Genomic DNA, 19,490 nt, shown 5'->3' with positions numbered 1-19,490 from the left:
CGGAGCCTTCGCGGCGGGTAATGAAACCGTCGCGGTGCAAGTGCACATAAGCGTTTTCCACCGTGTCGCGGGCAACCCCAAGGGACCCGGCGAGGACGCGGCTGGCCGGCAGCTTCAGTCCGGGCGCCAGGGCACCTTCGAGAATCAAGGCGCGCAAGGCCCGCTGGATGCGCTGGTGCAGGTCGAGCGGCTGCAGGTCGGCGGCGCCCAGGCGCATGTTCAAGGTTTCGAGTTCGAAGGTGCTGGCCATCGGATCGGCGCTCCCTGCGCGGTGAAGTGGTCTGCTGATTGGCTGCAAAGTGTAGGGGCACGGCAGGCCATTGCGAAGCTATAAATGCTCCCCGTTCGGGCCCGTCAGCCCGTCCTGTCAGGAGCCAGATGCCATGTCAGCAAAAACTTCCATTGCCCGGCCGGGGCCGGGCGACCTCATTCACCCGATCATCGCCGGGCTGATTTCAGTCATCGTCAACTATGGCGGCACCTTCATCCTGGTGTTCCAGGCCGCACGGGTGGCGGGTTTGAGCCCGGAACTGACGGCGTCATGGGTGTGGTCGGTGTCGATCGGCGTGGGGGTGACCGGGTTGCTGCTCAGTTGGGCCACGCGAGAGCCGATCATCACCGCCTGGTCGACGCCAGCCGCAGCGTTTCTGGTGGTCGCGCTGGCGACCACGCCCTATGCCGAGGCGGTGGGGGCGTATCTGATTTCCGCGGCGGCCTTTGTGGTGCTGGGCTTGTCCGGCTGTTTCGAGAAGGTCATTCGCCTGGTGCCGCCCGGCGTGGCGGCAGGCTTGCTGGCGGGCATCCTGCTGCCGTTCGGTATTGGCGCGTTTGCCAGCGTCAGCGTCGATCCGCTGCTGGCGGGCGTGCTGATCGCGGTCTATGTGGCGTTCAAGCGCTTCACCGCGCGCTACGCGGTGGTGGCGATTCTCGCGTTGGGGATGGTCCTGTTGCTGGCCCAGGGACGACTGGATTTCTCCGGACTGCAGTTGCAGTTCGCCGCCCCGGTGTACACCGCGCCGGCGTTTTCCCTCAACGCGTTGCTCAGCGTGGCCATGCCGTTGTTTCTGATCACCCTGACCGGTCAGTACATGCCCGGCATGCTGGTGCTGCGCAATGACGGCTTTCGCACCAGCGCCAATCCGATCGTCACCGTGACCGGGCTGGGTTCGCTGCTGATGGCGCCGTTCGGTTCCCACGCGTTCAATATCGCGGCGATCACCGCGGCAATCTGCACCGGCAAGGAAGCCCACGAACTGCCCTCCAGGCGCTGGATCGCCGGTATTGCTGCCGGGCTGTTCTATATCGTGGTCGGCATCTTCGGCGTGACCTTGGCGGCGGTATTCATGGCGTTTCCGGCCAGCTTTATCACCACCCTGGCCGGGCTGGCGCTGCTGGGCACCATCGGTGGCAGCCTGGCCAGTGCCCTGGCCGACGCCCGCACCCGCGAGTCCGCGTTGATCACCTTCCTCGCCGCCGCCGCCAACATCACCCTGTTCGGGATTGGCGGCGCGTTCTGGGGATTGCTTATCGGCCTCGGCGCCCATGCCGTGCTCAATGGCCGCCTGCCGCGCCGACGAGCGTCCGCAGCGGAGGGTGAAGCAGTCAACTGACCGGTGTGTCGGAGTGCGCTCGCGGGCGCACTCCCGGGTCATCCTCGGCACGATGGTTCAGAAATTCCTGAACTGATTATTTGTCATCAGCGATTTTTCCCGCGCAGGCCCCTCGCCAGAATCCCTCACGACAACTACAAAAATCGTGAGTACCGCCTCCGTGACCCAGATTCCCTCGCGCGAACATCAGGTATTGCAGGCCGCCGCCGCCCTGGTCGATGCCTTCGCCAGCAATGACACCGCCCGCTACTTCGCCTGCTTCAGCGAAGACGCGACCTTCCTGTTCCACACCCTTGCCCAGCCGCTGACCTCGCGCCACGCCTATGAACAGGTCTGGCAGCAATGGCAGGCCGAAGGCTTCGCCGTGCTCGGCTGCCAGTCCAGCAATGGCCAGGTCAGCCTGCAAGGCGAGGTGGCGATCTTCATGCATGACGTCGCCACCCACATCCGCCTCGGCGGTGAAGAACACCGGTTGCAGGAACGGGAAACCATCGTCTTCCGCCAGCACGGCGAACGCTGGCTGGCCTGTCACGAGCACCTGTCGGTCCTCAGCGACGCTTGATTTTATTTCGGCGGCCTTGCCGCTACTGCCAACGCACTCACCCGCGGAGCGATCCGCGGGGCAGACAAGAGGGCGGCGCCTGCGCGCCAGCCTTATAACAATCAAGACAGGCGCTGGAGCATCACCATGAGCCAATCGACGCGGATCGAAACCAACGGGGTCGAACAGATTCCCGATCATCAACGCAGTGCCAGCCCGCTGGACCTGTTCCGCCTGATCTTCGGCGGCGCCAACACCTTCGCCACCGCGGTACTGGGCAGTTTCCCGGTGCTGTTCGGCTTGTCGTTCCAGGCCGGGGTCTGGGCGATCCTGCTGGGAGTCGGCGTCGGTGCGCTGATCCTTTCCCCGATGGGCCTGTTTGGCGCGCTCAACGGCACCAACAACGCGGTGTCGTCCGGCGCGCATTTCGGCGTGCACGGGCGCATCGTCGGTTCGTTCCTATCGCTGCTGACCGCCGTGGCGTTCTTTTCGCTGTCAGTGTGGAGCTCCGGTGACGCCCTGGTCGGCGGCGCCAAGCGCCTGGCCGGATTGCCGGAAACCGACCTGACCCTGGGCCTGGCCTACGGCCTGTTCGCGGTGCTGGTGCTGGTGGTGTGCATCTACGGTTTCCGCTTCATGCTGTGGGTCAACAAGATCGCGGTGTGGGCATCGAGCCTGATGTTCCTGCTGGGCATCGTCGCCTTCGCCGGCCCGTTCGACGCGGGCTTTGCCGGCAGCGTCAACCTCGGTCAGCCAGGCTTCTGGGCGGCGTTCATCGGCTCGGCGCTGCTGGCGATGAGCAACCCGGTGTCGTTCGGCGCCTTCCTCGGCGACTGGTCGCGCTACATCCCGCGCGCAACGCCGAAGTCGCGGATCATGCTGGCGGTGATCGCCTCGCAGGTCGGCACGCTGATTCCGTTCCTGTTCGGCCTGTGCACCGCCACCCTGGTGGCCAGCCACGCGCCGCAGTACATCGAGGCGAACAACTACGTCGGCGGCCTGCTGGCGATTTCGCCGAGCTGGTTCTTCCTGCCGGTGTGCCTGATCGCGGTGATCGGCGGCATGTCCACCGGCACCACGGCGCTGTATGGCACCGGCCTGGACATGTCCAGCGTGTTCCCGCGCCTGCTCAGCCGCGCCGGCGCGACCTTGCTGATCGGCGTCGCCGCTATCGCCTTCATCTTCATCGGTCGCTTCGCCTTCAACCTGGTGCAGAGCGTGTCCACCTTCGCGGTGCTGATCATCACCTGCACCAGCCCGTGGATGATCATCATGATCCTCGGCCTGATCACCCGCCGTGGCTTCTACCACGCCGATGACCTGCAAGTGTTCACCCGCGGCGAGCGCGGCGGTCACTACTGGTTCACCCATGGCTGGAACTGGCGCGGCATGGGCGCGTGGATCCCCAGCGCGCTGGTCGGCCTGTGCTTCGTCAACCTGCCGGGGCAGTTCGTTGGTGCCCTCGGCGAGCTGGCCGGCGGCATCGACATCAGCCTGCCGATCACCCTCGGCATGGCTGCCGTGCTGTACCTGGCCCTGATCAACCTCTTTCCCGAGCCCGCCGCGGTGTTTGGCCCCAAGGGCCCTCGCTGGGTATTCCGAAAACCAGTGGCGCAGGCGCCGCTGACCCGTGCCGAAACGGCCTGACTGGAGCTGCACATGACTCATTACATCGATGGCCGCTGGGTAGACGGCGCCACTGCCGACTGCATCAAGGTATTCGACCCGTCCCTGGGCGAGCCTTTCGCTGAACTGCAGGCCGCCAGCGCCGCCCAGGTCGATGACGCCGTGGTCGCCGCGTGCAAGGCGCTGCCGGCCTGGAAAGCACTGGACGTGGCAAAGCGCGCCGGTTACCTGCGCGGCTTCGCCGAGCAACTGGGCCAGCGCCGCGAAGAACTGATCGCCCTGCAGATGCGCAACAACGGCAAGCCGCGCTTTGAAGCCGAGGTAGACCTGGACGACGCCGTCGCCACCTTCGGCTACTACGCCGACCTGATCGAGCAACAGGCGCAGAAAGACCCGAACGTCGCCCTGGTCGCGCCGGGCTTCAGCGCCCGCACCCGGCTGGAGCCGGTGGGCGTGGTCGGCCTGATCGTGCCGTGGAACTTCCCGCTGGTGACCAGCGCCTGGAAACTCGCCCCGGCCCTGGCTGCCGGTTGCACCGTGGTGCTCAAACCCTCGGAAATCACACCGCTGATCGAACAGAGCTACGGCCAGATCGCCGAGGCCCTGGGCCTGCCGGCGGGGGTGCTGAATATCGTCGTCGGCAAGGCCGAAACCGGCATCGCCCTGAGCAACCACAACGGCCTGGACAAACTGTCGTTCACCGGCAGCAACACGGTGGGCAGCCAGGTGATGCGCAGTGCTTCGGCACAGTGCCGTCCGGTCACGCTTGAACTGGGTGGCAAGTCGGCGATCGTGGTGTTCGATGACTGCGACCTGGATCAGGCGGTGGAGTGGATCGTCGCGGGTATCTGCTGGAACGCCGGCCAGATGTGCTCGGCCACCTCGCGCCTGCTGATCCAGGATGGCATCGCCGATGCGCTGCTGGCGAAGTTGCAGGTGGCGTTGGGGCAACTGCGGGTCGGCAACCCGCTGACCGAAGAAGTCGACATGGGCCCGCTGACCAGCCAGGGCCAATGGCTGAAAGTCGCGGCGTACTTTGCCGTGGCCAGGGAAGAAGGCTTGAAGTGCCTGACGGGCGGCGAGCCGCTGGACCGCGCCGGCTGGTTCGTCAGCCCGACGTTGTACGCCGATGTGCCGACGGACAGCCGTCTGTGGAGCGAGGAAATCTTCGGGCCGGTGCTGTGCAGCCAGCGTTTCAGCACGGAAGCCGAGGCGATTGCCCTGGCCAATGACAGCCGCTTCGGGTTGGTCGCGACCGTGGTCAGTGCGGATCTGCAGCGCGCCGAGCGGGTTGCCGATGCGCTGGAAGTGGGGCATGTGTGGATCAACTCGATCCAGGCGGTGTTCGTCGAAACCTCATGGGGCGGGACCAAAGGCAGCGGCATTGGTCGCGAGCTGGGGCCTTGGGGGTTGTCGGCGTATCAGTCGGTCAAGCATGTGACTCGTTGCCTGGGGTGATATCTCCACGTCCTGTCTGCCTTCATCGCTGGCAAGCCAGCCCCCACTAGGAATTGAGTACACCGCAAATCCTGTGGGAGTCCGGCTTGCCGGCGATGAGGCCCTCAGCAGCACCGCCTTTGATAGCCGGTTCACGAACAAGGAGAAAGGAAGCTGGGGATTCAATCGCTGGCAAGCCAGCCTCCACACGTTTTTCTCTTAGTTCCGATCCAGCCACACCGTCTGCGCATTGCAGAACTCGCGCACACCAAAGTGCGACAGCTCCCGCCCGAAACCACTCTTCTTCACGCCACCAAACGTCACCCGCGGATCGCTCGCGCAATAGCCATTGATGAACACACCACCGGTATCCAGCTCGTCCGCCAGTTGCTCGGCCAGTGCCGCGTTGGCGGTGTACACGGTGGAGGCCAGGCCGAACTCGCTGTCGTTCGCCAGTTCCAGCGCATGCCGCGCATCGCGGGCGGTGATGATCGAGGCCACCGGGCCGAACAGTTCCTGTTTGAACGAGGTCATCTGGTCGGTCACGTCAGCCAGCACGGTCGGCTGGTAGAAGTTGCCAATGCCTTCGGCCTTGCCACCACCGAGCAGCAGGGTGGCGCCTTCGGCCAGGGTTGCCTGGACTTGCCCGTCGAGTTCGTCGCGCAGGTCGAAGCGGGCCATCGGGCCGATGTAGGTGTCGGCGTTGTCCGGATCACCCACCACCAGGGCGCGGGTGGCTTCGACGAATTTCGCGGTGAAAGCCTCCACCACGCCTTGCTCGACGATCAGGCGCTTGGCCGCGGCGCAGACCTGGCCGGTGTTCTGGTAGCGACCGATGACCGCGGCTTTCACCGCTTCGTCCAGGTCGGCGTCGTTGAGCACGATGAACGGGTCGGAGCCGCCCAGTTCCAGCACGCATTTCTTCAGCGCGGCACCGGCCTGTGAGCCGATGGCGATGCCGGCGCGCACGCTGCCGGTCAGGGTGACGGCGGCGATGCGTGGGTCGGCGATCGCGGCGGACACGCCGTCAGGGGTAACGTTGAGCACTTCGAACACGCCTTCCGGGAAGCCGGCGCGCTTGATCGCGTCCAGCAGCAGGTAGGCGCTGCCCATTACGTTCGGCGCGTGCTTGAGCACGTAGACGTTGCCGGCCAGCAGCGTCGGCACCGCGCCGCGCAGCACTTGCCAGATCGGGAAGTTCCACGGCATCACAGCGAGGATCGGGCCCAGCGGACGGTATTCGATGCGCGCCTTGCCCACCGCTACGGGCGCCGCTTCGGGGACGATCATGGCGGGGCCGGCGTCGGCGTACCATTCGCAGAGCTGGGCGCATTTCTCGATTTCGCCACGGGCCTGGGCGATCGGCTTGCCCATTTCGGCGGTGATCATCCGCGCCATGGCTTCGGCGTTGTCGCGCAGCGCGCCGGCCAGCGCCAGCAGGCGTTCGACCCGGGCTTCGACCGGGGTGCGGCGCCAGGCCGCGTAGCCGGCGGCGGCGCGAGCGAGGGTGGCGTCCTGCACGGCGGCGCTTTCGTAGGGATAGTGGCCAATCTGCTCGCCGGTGGCGGGATTGATCGACAAGGCATGGGTCTGGTGGCTGATCACGGTCATTTTGGAGTTCTCATGGACGGTGTATGGATCGAAGCCTACTGCGTTGTGTCTTTCCCTTGAACTGAATAATACTGAGCGAAACATTCACGCAGAGAGAATGACTCTATGGATCTGGTGCAGTTGGAGATGTTCAAGGCCGTGGCAGAGCAGGGCAGCATCAGTGCCGCGGCTCAGCACATTCATCGGGTGCCGTCGAACCTGACCACAAGAATCCGACAACTGGAGCAGGAACTGGGGGCGGATCTGTTCATTCGCGAGAAAAGCCGCCTGCGTTTGTCGCCGGCCGGCTGGAATTTCCTCGACTACGCGCGGCGTATTCTCGACCTAGTGGCCGAGGCGCGGCAGACCGTGGCCGGCGACGAACCCCAGGGCGCCTTCGCCCTCGGTTCGCTGGAAAGCACCGCGGCGGTGCGCATCCCGGCGTTGCTGGCAGCCTATAACCAGCGTTACGCCAAGGTCGAACTGGACCTGAGCACCGGGCCGTCAGGGGCGATGATCGATGGCGTGCTGGCCGGGCGACTGAGCGCCGCCTTTGTCGACGGCCCGGTGCTGCACCCGGCGCTGGAAGGGGTGCCGGTGTTTACCGAGGAAATGGTCCTGATCGCGCCGCTGAACCACGGGCCCATCCAACGCGCCGCCGAGGTCAACGGCTCGACCATCTACGCCTTCCGCGCCAACTGCTCGTACCGCCATCACTTCGAAAGCTGGTTCGCCCAGGACGAAGCGGTGCCGGGCAAGATCCTCGAAATGGAGTCCTACCACGGCATGCTCGCCTGCGTCAGCGCCGGGGCCGGGCTGGCGTTGATGCCGCGCAGCATGCTGGACAGCATGCCGGGTTGCAGTACGGTCAGTGTCTGGCCGTTGTCTGAGCGCTTCCGTTATCTGCGCACCTGGCTGGTGTGGCGCAAGGGCATGATGTCGCGCTGCCTGAGCACCTTCGTCGAGTTGCTGCGCGAGCGCGGTGATGTGCTGGAGGCTGATGACGCGGTCGTTGCCAACGGATAAACCGTCATCACGCAGAGCCACAGGACTCGTGCACAAACACCGTTCCTTCAAACAACAACCGCGCCGTGCGCACCAGCCCGCAACTGACGATGCGCCCGCCTTCCTGGCGGATCTCCACGCTGAATTCACCGCTCGGGTGCTCCACCGACACCCGATGCAGCGGCCCCGACTGCAGGTGCGCGAGCGGCCGGGCCACGGTGTCTTCGATCAGGCAGGCGGTGGCCACGCTGACCGCGCCGAATACGCCGATGGAGGCATGGCAGCGATGAGGGATGAACGAGCGGGTGGCGATACTGCCGCCCGCGCGCGGTGCCGCCACCAGGCACATTTTCGGCACGTTGCGCTGGCTGACATCGCCCAGGTGCATACGCGGGCCGGCCTGCAGGCGGATTGACTCCAGTCGTGCTTTTAACTCGCTGTCGACGTCCAGTTGCTCGCGGCTTTCGTACCCGCTGCGGCCGAGGTCTTCGGCGCGCACCAGCACCACCGGCATGCCGTTGTCGATGCAGGTTACTTCGACGCCGTCGAAGCTGTCGCGGGGCGCGCCGGTGGGCAGCAGGCTGCCGCAACTGGAGCCGGCGACGTCCTTGAAAGCGATGACGATCGCCGCGCCGCTGCCCGGCACGCCGTCGATGCGGGTGTCGCCGGCGTAGCTGACCGCGCCATCGGGCGTGGCAATGTGGGCGACGGCGACCTGTCCGGTGTTTTCCATGAAGATCCGCACCGGCGTGCTGTCACTACGCACCGGCACCAGGCCGCGTTCGATGGCGAACGGGCCGACGGCGGCGAGGATATTGCCGCAGTTCTGGCCCAGGTCCACCCGCGCTTCGTCCACCAGCACCTGGGCGAACAGGTAGTCGACATCGGCGTCGGCGCGACTGCTGAGACGGATGATCGCGACCTTGCTGGTCAGCGGATCGGCGCCGCCGATGCCGTCGATCTGCCGCGCATCCGGCGAGCCCATCACCGCCAGCAACACAGCATCACGCTGGGCGGGATCGGCGGGCAGATCGTCGGCGAGGAAGAAGGCGCCCTTCGAGGTGCCGCCGCGCATCAGCAGGCAGGGGATGCGGCGCTGGCTCATAGGCGATTTTCCAGATCGTCGAGGCTGTCGACGTAGACCAGGCCTTTCGCTTCCAGGCGCGGGCGCATGCTGTAGATGTCCAGGCCCAGCTCGCCATTGGCCAGTCGCAGGCGTTTCTGTTCTTCCAGCTCGGCGCGGGCCAGCGCGGCCTGGGCGACGTCGCGGGCTTCGGTGCGACGGACCACCACCACGCCATCGTCGTCGGCAATCACCACGTCGCCGGCATTGATCATCTGGCCGGCGCAGAGCAGCGGCAGGTTCACCGAGCCGAGCACTTCCTTGACCGTGCCCTGGGCATTGATCGCTCGCGACCACACGGCAAAGCCCATTTCCCGCAGGGTCTGGCTGTCGCGCACGCCCGCGTCGATCACCAGCCCGCGCACGCCGCGAGCCTGGAGCGAGGTGGCGAGCAGGTCGCCGAAGTAACCGTCTGTGCACGGCGAACTGGGCGCCACCACCAGCAGGTCGCCGGGTTGGCACTGCTCGACGGCGACGTGGAACATCCAGTTGTCACCCGGCGCCACCAGTACCGTCACCGCCGAGCCGGCGATTGCACGGCCCTGCTGGATCGGCCGCAGGTGCGAGGCCAGCAGGCCCTTGCGGCCCTGGGCTTCATGGACGGTGGCAACGCCGAGGCGGCCGAGAGTCTCGATGACATCCGGTTCGGCGCGGCGAATGTTGCGCACCACGTAGCCGGTCTTGCCGATCAGTTCGCTCATGCCAGGTTCTCCGTAACTCGCGGGAAGATGCTCTGGTAGCCCTCGGCGTAGGCGATGTCGCGGCTGGAGGCGATGCCGACGTTGCGCTTGGCCTGCACGCCGCGCTGCAGGGCGACGCGGGTGTAGTACTCCCAGAGGTGTTCCTGGCCGGCCATGCACTGGATGGCGGCGTATTTGCGGTCCCACACCTCGGTGATGTCGAGCAGCACGTCCGGGCGCCATTCGCATTGCTCGGGCTGGTGCGGCTCGAAGCTGTACACGGGCGGTGCGCCGACGATTTTCTCGCCCGGCCGGTAGCCCTCGGCCTGGGCGATGATCCGCGCTTCCTGGGCCAGGTGCATGGCCAGCGGGTGGTCGTAGTTGTACGGGTCTTTCAGCGAGTGGCTGAGGACGAACTCCGGTTGCACGCGGCGGAACACATCGGCGAGGCGAAACAGCGTGTCCTTGTCGGCGCGCATCGGGTAGTCGCCGATATCGAAGAACTCGACGCTGGCGCCGAGCACCTCGGCGGCGGCTTCGGCTTCGTGGCGGCGGGCGGCCTTTACCTTGTCTTCGGTCATCTCGCCCTTGCGCCACAGCTTGGCCGATTCGCCGCGCTCGCCGAACGACAGGCAGACGATATGCACCGCGTAACCCTGCTGCGCATGCAAGGCGATGGCGCCGCCGGCGCGCCAGACGAAATCGGCGGAGTGAGCGCTGACGACCAGCGCGGTTTTCTGGACCTGGGACATTGCAAGGCTCCTTGTGCGTTTTGTCCAAGGATGTCAGCCGGGTCGAAAACGGAGTAATGCGTAGGGCTGAGCCGGGTATGCGTTTTGCTTATTGCTCTGAAGGGGGCTTGGGCGCATAGTCCCGCGCTTGCTGGATATTGGGTCCCGACGAACCTATGGCGGCCCCACCAGCTAAGGCCTGCAGCGAACCTGTGGGACGCCGAACCGCAGCGATTGCGGCCTACCAGACACCACCGCCAGAGGACCAGGAAAATGCCGACCGACGAACTGATCAACCTGATGCAGGTCCGTGCGTTCGTTCGGGTGGCGGACCTGGGCAGTGTTTCTCGGGCCTGCGAGACGTTGTTCCGCGCCCAGTCGGTGGTGACCCGGGCCATCTCCGAACTGGAGGCGCACCTCGCAGTGCCGCTGTTCGAGCGCCACGCCAACGGCATGCGCCTGACCAACCAGGGCGCGCACATTCTGCCGCGGGCGCGGCGAGTGCTGGCGGAGCTGGACACGGTGCCGCGCCTGCTGGGCAGCGCCGAGAACGTGGAGCCGCTGTACTTGTTCCAGGCGCGGCGCTTGCAGGTGTTCGCCAAACTCTGCGAAAGCCGTCATATGCAGACCGTCGCCAGCCATTTCGGCCTGAGCCAGCCTGCGGTCAGCGCGGCGCTCAAGGTGCTCGAAGGCGGCGCCGGGCGCTCGCTGTTCGAGCGCACGCCACGGGGTTTGCAGCCGACCCGGGCGAGCCTGGAAATCGTCTTTCCGATCCGTCGCGCGCTGAACGAGCTGCGCCATATCGACACCGACCTCAGCGCCTTGCGCGGCAGCCTGCAAGGCGTGGTGCAGGTCGGCGCGCTGCCGCTGGGGCGCACGCGGATCCTGCCCGAGGCCATCGTTCGCCTGACCGCCGAGCACCCCGGCATCCATGTCATCACCAACGAAAGCCCGTTCGACCTGCTGGCCACCGAGCTGCGCGCGGGCGATGTGGATTTCATCTTCGGCGCCCTGCGTGGCAGCAGTTATGCCAGCGACCTGAGTGGCGAGGCGCTGTGGTCGGAAGACATGGTGGTGCTGGCGCGGCGCGAGCATCCGCTGCGCGGGCAGCCGTTGAGCGACGAGACCCTGGCGGATGCGGGATGGGTGCTGCCGCGGGCGGGCTCGCCGGCACGGCAACTGGTGGACGACAGCTTCAGCGCGCAAGGGCTGGCGCCGCCGCGGCCACGGGTGGAAAGCGCGGACCTGGCGATTATCCGCGGCCTGTTGCTGCGTTCGGACATGCTGGCGATCGTTTCGGCGCATCAGTTGGAGCATGAAATCGAGCGCGACGAGCTGTGCATCCTGCCGTTGTCGCTGGCCCGTACCACCCGCGCCATCGGCCTGACCTGCCGCACGGCGAGCTTGCACTCGCCGCTGGCGCAGGCACTGATGGCAACGATTCGCCAGGTGGTCGCCGAGCTACCGGCTCAGAGCAGCTTGAACGGGTAGTTGAAGATCAGCCGGTTCTCATCGAAGCGGGTGCCGCTGCCCCAGTCGCGGCGCTGGCTGGAGTTACGCCATTTGACGTTGAGGTTCTTCAGCGCGCCGGACTGCACGGTGTAGGCCACTTCGGTTTCGCGGCCCCATTCGTGGCCGTCGTTGGTGACTGCGTTGTGCACGTCGTGGCCTTGCAGGTAGCGGTTCATCAGGGTCAGGCCGGGGACGCCGAGGGCGGCGAAGTCGTAGTCATGGCGAACCTGCCACGAGCGCTCTTTCGCGTTCTCGTAGCTGGAGTTGAAGGTGTCGTTGGCCAGCACGCCGCCGCTGGTGCCGTTGACCCGGAACCACTCGTCATCGCCCATGACTTTCTGCAGGCCGAGGTAGAACGTGCTGCCGCCATGGCGTGCCGAGAACAGCCCGCTGGCGGTGCGGTTGTCCAGTTCACCGGCGCGGGCGGCGCCATCGTCCTTTCCGAGGAAGTAGCCGAGGTTGGCGCCCAGTACCCAGTCGCCCACCGGCTGGCTGTGCTGCAGCGTCAGGTACTGCTGGCGATAGATGTCTTTCAGCTCCGCGCTCCACAGGCCGACCAGGGTGTGCTCCTGATTGAAGCGCAGTTCGCCGCCGGCGAAGTTGAAGCGGTCCGAGGTGAAGCCTGGGCGGGTGAACAGCGACATGTCCTCGCGGCTGGCATCGTTGCGCGGGCTGTTCTGGCGCATCTGCCCGCCGTACAGGGTCAGGCCGTCGATTTCCTTCGAGGTGACCTGCGCGCCCTGGAAGGTCTGCGGCAGCGAGCGGGCGTCGTCGGAACGCAGGATCGGCAACACCGGTGACCATTCGCCGACTTTCAGTTCGGTCTTCGACAGCCGCACCTTGCCGGCTACCGCCAGGCGTCCGTAATCGTCGGCGGGATGGCCACCGTCATGCACCGGCAGCAATTGCGTGTTGGTGGTGCCCTGACCGCCGTCCAGCTTGACGCTGTACAGGCCGAGCACATCGAGGCCGAAACCGACGGTGCCCTGGGTGAAGCCGGATTTGGCGTCGAGAAGGAAACTCTGGGTCCATTCCTCGGCCTTGCCCTGGCTTGCGGTGTCGACGAAGTTGCGGTTGAGGTAGAAGTTGCGCAGGGTCAGGGTGCTGCTGGCGTCGTCGATGAAGCCGGCGGCCATGGCCGGGGCGGGCAGGGCGCAGGCCAGGGCCAGGGTGAGCATCGGGAAGTCGCGGGTGGTCTTCATTGTTGTTGTTATTCCATTCGTTGGACACGGCGCTGCCGCCCGGCGCAAGTGCGCAGGCAGGCAACGTCTGGGGTTATCGCCCCGGTGGCCGGGGCGAGGGGTGGATCAGTCGGCCTTGCCGGCGACCGAGTAGAGCACTTGCTGGTTGCGGGTCTTCATGAAGTCTTCGAGGCTCTGCCCGCGCATGGCGGCGTAGATGTCCAGGTTGGAAATGCCCAGCACCGCGCCGAGTTTTTCCAGCACGAAGAAGATCGCGCCGTACTGGATCAGCCCGCGCCAGTCGCGACGGCGCAGCAGGTCGCGTTCCTCTTCGCTGAGCGCGGCTTCGGCGTACATCGCCTCGGGCTCGGCCAGGAAGCGCGCGCGCCAGGCCGGCTCGATCATGCGGTGCAGGAACTTGTTCAGGCGGTAGCCGCGGGCGCTGCGCTCAAGGGTGAAGGGGTAGGTGCCTTCGAGCTTTTCGGCGCCCTCCAACTGATGCCCCATATGCGCCAGGTGACGGGCGTTGACCTCGGCCGGCACCGGGCGATCACGGTTTTCCAGAAGCAGCGTGGCGATGCCGGTCATCGACGGCAGGTAGTAGTCGTAGTGCAGTTGCTCGACGGTGGCCGACAGCGCGCCGCGCATGATCAGCCAGGTGATCACCTCGGCGCCTTCCATGCCGCCGAGGGTGGCGTATTCGGCCTGGGTCAGGCGGGTCAGTTGCACCGGGTCGTTGACGAACAGGTCGATGAACTGCGCGTCCCACTCCGGGTTGTTGAAGCCGCAGCGCTCGCCGTGGACCTGGTGCGACACGCCGCCGGTGGCGACGATGGCGACCTTGAGGTCTTGCGGGAAGCTCTCGATGGCCCGGCGCAGCGCCTGGCCGAGCTTGAAGCAGCGCGCTGCGCTGGGGATCGGGAACTGCAACACGCCCACCTGCAACGGCACTATCTGCACCGGCCAGCCGTTGTCGCAGGGCAGCAGCGCCGACATCGGCGAGAAGAAGCCGTGGTCCAGCGGCTTGTCGCGGAAGAAACTCATGTCGAACTCGTCGGCCATCAGGCTCTCGCCGATGTGTCGCGACAGCGCCGCGTGGCCGCCGATGGCCGGCAGCTCGCGCGGATTGCCGCCTTCATCGGCGACGCCATACTGCTCGTCGACACCGAGGGCGAAGGCGCTGTAGTGGTCGAAGAAGAACGAGGTCACGTGGTCGTTGAAGATGTAGAACAGCACATCCGGCTGGCGCGCCTGCAGCCAGGCCTTGACCGGCTTGAAGCTCTCGAAGATCGGCGCCCAGGCGGCTTCGTCCTGTTTGTCGTGGTCGACCGCGAAACCGATGGTCGGGGTGTGCGAGACGGCGAGGCCGCCGATGATTCGTGCCATGACGAGTTCCTTGGAAATGAAAGGTTAGTGCGCCAGCAGCGCCTGGCTCGCGCGGCGTCGCGCATGGCCGTTGGTGAGAATGGCGGCGGCGGCGATGAACGCCGGCGTGCCCAGCAGGGTGAACAGCAGCGGCAGGCCCAGGCCCATGCTGAGCACCGCGCCGCCGATCAGCGAACCGAAGATCGCCCCGAAACGACCGATACCGAGCATCCAGCTTACGCCGGTGGCGCGGAACTCGGTGGGGTAGTAGCCGGGGGCAAAGGCGTTGAGGCCGGTCTGCGCGCCGCTCATGCAGAAGCCTGCGGCGAGCACGCCCACGGCCAGCAGGCTGGATTCCAGGCTGAAGGCGCCGAGCAACAGGATGCACAAGCCGCCGAGCACATAGGCGGTGGCGATCACGCCGTTGGGGTTGCGGCGGTCCATGATCCAGCCCACCACCAGCGCGCCGACGGTGCCGCCGATCTGGAACAGGCCGGTGATGGTTGCGGCGCGTTCGATGCTCAGGCCGCTGTCACGCAGCAGGGTCGGCAGCCAGCCCATGGTCAGGTAGATCACCAGCAGGCCCATGAAATAGGTCAGCCACAGGGCGAGCGTGCCAAGGCGATAGCGCGGCAGGAATAACTGGCTGACCGGCGCCTTGCTTTGCAGCGGCGGCTCGGCGACGTGGAAACGGGTGTCGGCGTTGAAGCGGCCGCCGAGCTTGCCGAGGGCCTTGGCGATCTGCTCGGCCGGGGCTTTGCGCACGGCGAGGAAGTGCGCCGATTCCGGCAGCAGCGCCCACAGGAATGGAAGCAGGAGCAGCGGCAGGATCCCGCCGGCCAGCAGCACCGCTTGCCAGCCGTAGGAGGGGATCAGCCAGGCCGCGAGAAAACCGCCGCCGCCGGACCCGAGGTTGAAGCCGGTGAACATCAGGGTGATCAGCAGCGAGCGGTTGCGCTCGGGCAGGTATTCGCTGAGCAGGGTGGTGCAGTTGGGCAGCGCCGCGCCGAGGGCGATGCCGATCAGCAGGCGCAGGCCGGCCAGCTCCCAGGGATTGCGGGCGAAGGCGCAGCCGAGGCTGAGAATGGCGAAACCGGTGACCGCGATCAGCAGCACCTTCTTGCGGCCAAGGCGGTCGGCGTAGGGGCCGGCGGTCAGCGCGCCGATGGCCAGGCCGACCATCCCGGCGCTCATCACCGGGCCGAAGGCGGCGCGGGACAGGCCCCACTCCTGCATCAGCGACGGCGCGATAAAGCCCATGACCGCGACATCGAAACCATCGAACAGCACGATCAGGAAACACAGGCCGAGGATCAGCCATTGGTAGCCCGCCACGGGGCGGTTGTCGATCCACGCCTTGACGTCGACAGATTCATTGAGCATTCGGATTCACCTTTTGTTTTTGTAGGGGTGAACAGCGCGCCAGCCTTCGAAAATGCTGATGGCCGGTGCAGGGTCACCTGGCCGCAATGCGGCGAGGCTTGACTGTAAGGCCGGAGGCTTTGGGCGCGCCTCTGGGAAATGCTTAAGAAGGTATCGAATGTGTTTATGAGGGTGGTTGAGAGCTTGAGGCTTCTTGGCTGCGCGGGGCCTCATCCCAACATCCATAGACACATTCTGTATAAACTGCCCGCCACCGTCTCTATTCCAAGCCTTCCCGCCCGGCATCCCCAGGAGTTTCCCGCTTGTCCCGCAACAACCTTCCGCTCGTCATGCTCCCCGGTCTGCTTAACGACCACCGCCTCTGGGCCCACGCCCAGGCCACGTTCGAACCTTCCCGCCAGGTGCTGATTCCCGACCTCAGCCAGGACGCGTCCATCGTCGCCATGGCCGAGCGCGTGCTGGAACAGGCGCCGCCGCGATTCGCCCTGGCGGCGCTGTCGATGGGAGGTTATGTCGCGTTCGAGATCCTGCGCCGTGCGCCGGAGCGGGTCGAGCGTCTGGCATTGCTCGACACCATGGCCCGCCCCGACGACCCGCAACGCGCCCGCGTGCGTCGCGGTCTGCTGGAACTGGCCGGGTTGGGCAAGTTCAAGGGGGTAACGCCGCAACTGCTGCCGCGCCTGATGCATGCCCGCGCGCTCGACACCTGTGTGCCGCAGGTGGTGATGGCGATGGCTGACGATATTGGCCGCGAAGGCTTTATCCGCCAGCAGCAGGCAATCATCGACCGCGCCGACTACCGGCCGCTGTTGGCGAGCATCGGCGTGCCGACCCTGGTGCTGTTCGGCGAACAGGACGAAATCACGCCGCTGGCCGAGGCCCGACTGATGCACGAGGGCATCCGCGGCGCGCACCTGGAAGTGATCGGCGAGTGCGGCCACCTGCCGCCGCTGGAGCATCCCCAACGCACCAGCGAACTGCTCGCCCAGTGGCTGGCCGGCGCCTTCGATGCCTGATTCCGTTTATCCCGTTGTCCCCCGGAAGTCCTTGTGAAAGACCCCGCTGATACACCCGGCCTGTCCGGTATTTTCCTGCTCGGCCTGCTGCAGATTCTGGTCTGGGGCGGTTCGTTCTTCTTGCTGGCGGTGATGGCCGCGCCAATCGTTCGCGACACCGGCTGGGCCCTCCAGTGGGTGTACGGCGCGTTGTCCTTGAGCTTGCTGGTATCGGCCTTGCTGGCGCCGTTGACCAGCCGGTTGATCGCCCGTTTCGGCGGCCGACCGGTGCTGGCCAGCAGCGGCGCGGTGGTTGCTGTGGGCTTGCTGCTGATGTCAGCGGCGCCGTCGCTGGGCTGGTTTCTGCTGGCGTGGGGTGTGATCGGCGTGGGCATGGCGCTGGGGTTGTATGAAGCGCTGTTTGCCAGCCTCGGTGCGCTGTACGGCGAAAAGGCGGCCGGGGCGATTACCGGCATCACGCTGATTTCGGGGTTCGCTTCGACCCTGACCTGGCCGTTGGTGGCGCTGCTGATCGAGCATCTGGGCTGGCGCATGACCTGCGTCGCCTACGCCGTGGTGTTGCTGCTCAGCGTGGCGCCGTTGTATTGGCGGGCGCTGCCGGCGGGCGTCGGCATCAAGATCGCCAGCAAGGCGCAACAGGCCGCCGAGGACCGGGTCGACCCGCAGGTCTACTGGCTGCTGACCACGATCTTCGCCATTGGCGCGGTGTTGATGACGGCGGTGGCGGTGCATCTGGTGTCGATTCTGCAAGGGCAGGGCCACAGCCTGGTGGCGGCCATCGGCTTCGCGGCGGTGCTGGGGCCTTGTCAGGTGGGTTCGCGGATCGTGCAGATCTTCGCTCGCAAGCGCCATCCGCTGTGGACCACGTTGATTTCAGTGGTGCTGGTGGCGAGCGGCTTGTTGCTGGTGGCGCTGGTGCCGGCGGCGACCTTGCTCGGGCTGGTGTTGTATGGCTTCGGCAACGGGTTGCGGGCCATTGTGCGCGGGCTGTTGCCGCTGGTGCTGATGTCGCCGAGCAACTATGTGCTGCTGATGGGCAAGATGTCGTTGCCGTCGCTGGTCGGGCAGGCGGCGACCCCGTTGGTTGGCGGCTGGCTGTTGCAGAGCGCCGGGCCGGGCGCGGTGCTCGGGGTGATGGCCGGATTGGCGGGGGTGAATGTGCTGCTGGTGGGGATGTTGATGCGGCGGTTGTAGTGCGCGTTCATAAACCTGCGGGGCGAGATTGGCGGGGCTTGGGTTGCACGCCTTCGCGAGCAAGCTCGCTCCTACAGGGGTTGGGTGTTTAGAAGGGCACCGCTACTGTCAGTTGGCTGTAGACGTTGGTGCCATTGCCGCCCACCTGATTGCCGCCGTTGGTTTCATCCTTTTTCGGCTGGTACAGGCCGATCACCGGGCTGATGATCAGGTGCTCGTTGACCGCCCATTCGGCATAGAAATCCAGCTCGCGGGCATCGAGGTTGAGGGTGTCGCGGGTGCGCAGGGTGTGGAAGTCGAAGTACAGCGCGCCGACGGTGAGGTTCTCCAGCGGCGTGGCCTTGAGGCCGACATGGTGCACGCCGGTGTTGCTGTTGAACGGCCCGGAGTAGTTGGCCGCCACTTCGCCCTGGAACCAGGTGCCGTAGCCGGTGCTCAGGCCGGTGAACAGCGAGTCCCAGCCTTGCGAGTAGCGGGTGTAGCGGTAGCTCAGTTTTGGCGCCCAGGCCACGTCGGCGAAGGTGTAGCCAGCTTCGGCGTACCAGGCTTTTTCCGGCCCGGCGTCTTTGTCCTGCCAGGCGTATTCGAAGGCGAAGCTGGCGTTTTCGATGCCGGCGCTGCCTTCGCCGCGGACGCTGTAGACGTCCATGTTCTCGCGCTCTTTCTGGAAGTCGCTGGCCCACTGGTCGGTGACGTCGAGGCCATGCACCCAGGTCAGGCCGAGGGTGCCGGCGTCGGTGGTGTAGTCCAGGGTGCCGGCAGCCAGTTCGGTTTCGGCCTGGGCGCGGTTGTCGGATTTGAGCCAGAGCACGCTGCCGTGCAGGCCGTCCTGGCCGCCCAGTTTCAATACCGCGGTGCGGTCGAAAGCGTGGCGGGCGGCGAGGTAGTAGGCGCCGCCACGGTTGAGGTCGCCGTCGGCCGGGCCTTTGCCGAGGTTCGGGCCGTCGTCGTTGATCAGGAAGCCGCTGCCGATCTTGACCACCTGGCGACCGGCAGAGAAGTCCACGCCGTCCTTGCCCAGGGCCGGGAACAGATCGCCGGAGCGCCAGCCGAGGAAGGCGTCTTCGATCTTGGTGGTGCGCTCGGAACCGTCGGTGTTGCCGGCGGCGTCGCCGTCGCCCCAGGTCGCCGAACTGACCAGATTGAAGGTGCCGTACAACGTGCCATTGCCGCCCAGGCCCTGGTCACCGCTGACGCCGTACTTGATGAAACCTTCGCGCCAGGTCGAGCCGCCCGCCGTGCCGTCGTAGTTCTTGCGGCTGTTGAACATGCCGAACACGGCGAGCATGTCGGCGTTCAGGTGGGTGTCGTCGTCCGCGTAGAGTTCGTAAGCCAGTGCCGGTTGCGCGGCGGCGAGCGTGACCAGGCTCAGGCCGACGGCCCGCGCGATCGGCATCAGGCGATGCTGTTTGTCCATTGTGATTCCCCAGTTGTTATTGGCAGATGGCCGCGCCCTGGCCCGGCCCCGTCGACGAATGCTCCGTGACGAGGTATTA

At 66.1% G+C, this 19,490-nt stretch carries 17 protein-coding genes; 8 read left to right on the top strand and 9 right to left on the bottom strand.

The window, feature by feature from the left end:
- Positions 1-250: winged helix-turn-helix domain-containing protein (locus NTD82_RS20630; RefSeq protein WP_262130001.1), on the bottom strand; the 250-nt coding region annotated here is incomplete at its 3' end.
- 133 nt (positions 251-383) lie between these two features.
- Here NTD82_RS20630 and NTD82_RS20625 point away from each other — a divergent pair.
- From NTD82_RS20625 to NTD82_RS20610, 4 genes are all read left to right on the top strand, one after another.
- Entirely contained in the window at positions 384-1,610 is a 1,227-nt protein-coding gene (locus tag NTD82_RS20625; RefSeq protein ID WP_262130000.1) for a benzoate/H(+) symporter BenE family transporter, read from the top strand.
- A gap of 169 nt (positions 1,611-1,779) precedes the next feature.
- Positions 1,780-2,172 (top strand): YybH family protein, encoded by a 393-nt coding sequence (locus NTD82_RS20620; RefSeq protein ID WP_371864311.1) that lies wholly within the window; start codon positions 1,780-1,782, stop codon positions 2,170-2,172.
- A 126-nt stretch (positions 2,173-2,298) separates the two neighbouring features.
- Positions 2,299-3,798 carry a purine-cytosine permease family protein gene (locus NTD82_RS20615; RefSeq protein ID WP_262129999.1) on the top strand — a complete coding sequence of 500 codons (1,500 nt, stop codon included), beginning with the start codon at positions 2,299-2,301 and terminating at the stop codon, positions 3,796-3,798.
- Positions 3,799-3,804: 6 nt separating this feature from the next.
- On the top strand, positions 3,805-5,235 hold the full coding sequence (locus tag NTD82_RS20610) for an aldehyde dehydrogenase family protein (protein ID WP_262130004.1): 1,431 nt from the start codon (positions 3,805-3,807) through the stop codon (positions 5,233-5,235).
- A gap of 198 nt (positions 5,236-5,433) precedes the next feature.
- On the opposite strand, the gene NTD82_RS20605 is transcribed toward NTD82_RS20610, so the two are convergent.
- Complete coding sequence (locus NTD82_RS20605) at positions 5,434-6,825, bottom strand: aldehyde dehydrogenase family protein (protein ID WP_262129998.1); 1,392 nt, start codon at positions 6,823-6,825, stop codon at positions 5,434-5,436.
- 105 nt (positions 6,826-6,930) lie between these two features.
- On the opposite strand from NTD82_RS20605, the gene ptrR reads away from it, so the two are divergent.
- On the top strand, positions 6,931-7,830 hold the full coding sequence (gene ptrR, locus NTD82_RS20600) for a putrescine utilization regulator PtrR (RefSeq protein WP_262129997.1): 900 nt from the start codon (positions 6,931-6,933) through the stop codon (positions 7,828-7,830).
- Between the two features lie 7 nt (positions 7,831-7,837).
- On the opposite strand, the gene NTD82_RS20595 is transcribed toward ptrR, so the two are convergent.
- From NTD82_RS20595 to galB, 3 genes are read right to left on the bottom strand one after another with little or no spacing between them, the layout of a single operon-like run.
- Positions 7,838-8,914 (bottom strand): 4-oxalomesaconate tautomerase, encoded by a 1,077-nt coding sequence (locus NTD82_RS20595; protein WP_262129996.1) that lies wholly within the window; start codon positions 8,912-8,914, stop codon positions 7,838-7,840.
- Positions 8,911-9,633: a 4-carboxy-4-hydroxy-2-oxoadipate aldolase/oxaloacetate decarboxylase gene (locus NTD82_RS20590; protein ID WP_262129995.1), complete on the bottom strand. Its 723-nt coding sequence runs from the start codon at positions 9,631-9,633 to the stop codon at positions 8,911-8,913. Before NTD82_RS20590 ends, NTD82_RS20595 begins: the two co-directional genes overlap by 4 nt.
- Positions 9,630-10,364: a 4-oxalmesaconate hydratase gene (galB, locus tag NTD82_RS20585; protein WP_262129994.1), complete on the bottom strand. Its 735-nt coding sequence runs from the start codon at positions 10,362-10,364 to the stop codon at positions 9,630-9,632. Before galB ends, NTD82_RS20590 begins: the two co-directional genes overlap by 4 nt.
- 252 nt (positions 10,365-10,616) lie before the next feature.
- On the opposite strand from galB, the gene NTD82_RS20580 reads away from it, so the two are divergent.
- Positions 10,617-11,834: a LysR family transcriptional regulator gene (locus tag NTD82_RS20580; RefSeq protein ID WP_262129993.1), complete on the top strand. Its 1,218-nt coding sequence runs from the start codon at positions 10,617-10,619 to the stop codon at positions 11,832-11,834.
- On the opposite strand, the gene NTD82_RS20575 is transcribed toward NTD82_RS20580, so the two are convergent.
- The 3 genes from NTD82_RS20575 to NTD82_RS20565 form a co-directional block, all read right to left on the bottom strand.
- Complete coding sequence (locus tag NTD82_RS20575; protein ID WP_262129992.1) at positions 11,813-13,057, bottom strand: OprD family porin; 1,245 nt, start codon at positions 13,055-13,057, stop codon at positions 11,813-11,815. The genes NTD82_RS20580 and NTD82_RS20575 overlap by 22 nt on opposite strands.
- A 105-nt stretch (positions 13,058-13,162) precedes the next feature.
- Complete coding sequence (locus NTD82_RS20570) at positions 13,163-14,422, bottom strand: gallate dioxygenase (protein WP_262129991.1); 1,260 nt, start codon at positions 14,420-14,422, stop codon at positions 13,163-13,165.
- Positions 14,423-14,446: 24 nt separating this feature from the next.
- Positions 14,447-15,784 (bottom strand): MFS transporter, encoded by a 1,338-nt coding sequence (locus NTD82_RS20565; protein WP_262129990.1) that lies wholly within the window; start codon positions 15,782-15,784, stop codon positions 14,447-14,449.
- A gap of 302 nt (positions 15,785-16,086) precedes the next feature.
- On the opposite strand from NTD82_RS20565, the gene NTD82_RS20560 reads away from it, so the two are divergent.
- Positions 16,087-16,800, top strand: a complete 714-nt coding sequence (locus NTD82_RS20560) for an alpha/beta fold hydrolase (protein ID WP_256587808.1) — start codon at positions 16,087-16,089, stop codon at positions 16,798-16,800.
- Between the two features lie 84 nt (positions 16,801-16,884).
- Entirely contained in the window at positions 16,885-17,994 is a 1,110-nt protein-coding gene (locus NTD82_RS20555) for an MFS transporter (RefSeq protein WP_262130003.1), read from the top strand.
- A gap of 88 nt (positions 17,995-18,082) precedes the next feature.
- On the opposite strand, the gene NTD82_RS20550 is transcribed toward NTD82_RS20555, so the two are convergent.
- Positions 18,083-19,390: a hypothetical protein gene (locus NTD82_RS20550; RefSeq protein ID WP_410017072.1), complete on the bottom strand. Its 1,308-nt coding sequence runs from the start codon at positions 19,388-19,390 to the stop codon at positions 18,083-18,085.
- Positions 19,391-19,490: the final 100 nt, after the last annotated feature.

Origin of the sequence: Pseudomonas sp. 5P_5.1_Bac1, from assembly GCF_025466015.1 — a bacterium.
In the GTDB taxonomy this organism is placed as follows: domain Bacteria; phylum Pseudomonadota; class Gammaproteobacteria; order Pseudomonadales; family Pseudomonadaceae; genus Aquipseudomonas.
Note: the sequence above shows the minus strand (reverse complement) of the source record. Positions and strands in the feature narration are given on the sequence as shown.